Below are 1,642 nucleotides of genomic sequence, written 5' to 3' on the forward strand. Positions count from 1 at the left end.
CCTGAGTTGGACCTCGTTAGTGCCCCGCGGCGATGGCTGTGAGGATGGCTTGGGAGTCGTCGTCGAGCGGGGTGCGAGCGGTGAGCTCGTGTCCGTCGACGTCGATGACCACGGTGTGGATCCGGCGCAGTGTCCGCACGATCTTCTTGATCGACGACCCGGTGCGATTTTGCAGGTGGCGGGCGATCGCTAGGGCGGCGAAGACGATGGTCAGGTGCGCTTCGATCGAGTCGCGGGTGCGGTGGAAGATCGGCCGCGCCTTCAGGTCAGACTTGGCCATGCGAAAGGACTGCTCGACCTTCCACAGGTCGTGATACGCCGCCACGACGGCATGGCCGTCCATCACGGACGAGTCGATGTTGGTGACGTAGCCCTTGTAGCCGGCCGACTGCCGCGCCCGCTCGATCGACGCCTCGTCCAGGGCGACGGTTTGGCCAGTGACCTTGACGAACCGCTGCTTCTTGAGCGGTTCTGACCGGTCAGCGACCCGCTGCGCGCGGTCGATCTGCGCGTTGAGCGTGCGGCGATCCCGCTGAGCACGCTGCCACTTGTAGTGCCACACCACCCTCCGGTCGCGCCGATCCCGTCCCTGCCCCATCGGGCGGATCAACTCCACGACCTCGCCGTCGTCGATGGCGTTGCCACGCCGCCCGAAGTGGTCCTCCAGCTCCTTCGGTGCCTTGGAGGTGCGGGAGGCGACGATGAACGACAGTCCGGCGTCCTCGAGCGCGTTGAGGTTGGCCGCTGAGAGCATCCCGGCATCGGCGACCACGACCATGTCGCTGATCTCGTGGCGCTGCTGGAAGGCGGTGATGACCGGAATGAGCGTCTTGGTCTCAGCTCTATTGCCCTCGAAGACGTGAATATCCAGCGGGAACCCGTCCCTGGCCACCAGCAGACCTACGGTGATCTGCGGGTCCACGCGGCGTTCCTTGCTCATGCCCACCTTGCGCAGGCTGTCTTCTTTCTCGGCCTCGAAGTACAGCGTGGTCAGGTCGTACAGCACCACGGCGACGCCCGGGCCGCCGGCGGAGGTGACGTGCTCCCAGCACGCGGTTGCCAGCACGGTGCGGTAGTCACGCTCGACGCAGCGAGCAAGCGCCCTCTTGATGCTCGACAAGTGCGGAGCATCAACGCCGATGTCGTCCAGGACGCGAGGTGTATCAAGTTTGCTGGTCGGCTCGACCAGCCGGGCGCACACCAGCGCCTTGAACGTCTCATCGGCCACGGCATCGAAGCCAAGGGCGTCGAAGGTGCTAGTCAACGTCTGCCACAGCAGTTCACTGGAGTGCCGGCGCACCATCGCATCCCCGCCGGAACGGACCTGCGCTTCCGGCTCCAAGCCCAGTTCCAGCGGCTGCTGGCCGGCGGTGATCTTGCCCCTTGCCACCGCGATCAACGCAGCCAGCTCGCCCTCGGTGTGCGCGGACCCAATGTGTTCCAAGATCTTCCGCTGACCGCGGATCTTCTCCACGATCTGCACCGCCGTCGCTCCCGACGACGTCTTCACCTTCCGCACGAACGGGCTCACACCCACAAACTACAGCCCGGCTAGTGCCCCGAATCCCTTACCCGAAGTCCGCTGACCAGCAGCGATGAATGCCGCTGGCCCCGAAACCCCATCAAGAGGTCCAACTCAGGT

1 protein-coding gene is annotated in these 1,642 nt (G+C 65.3%); it reads right to left on the reverse strand.

Features of this window, described 5'->3' with window-relative positions; all coding sequences use genetic code 11:
* Positions 1-16: 16 nt before the first annotated feature.
* Positions 17-1,531: an IS1634 family transposase gene (locus ACWIE7_RS19175; RefSeq protein ID WP_454070333.1), complete on the reverse strand. Its 1,515-nt coding sequence runs from the start codon at positions 1,529-1,531 to the stop codon at positions 17-19.
* Between the last annotated feature and the right edge of the window lie 111 nt (positions 1,532-1,642).

The sequence above is a fragment of the Dietzia sp. NPDC055343 genome (assembly GCF_053645265.1).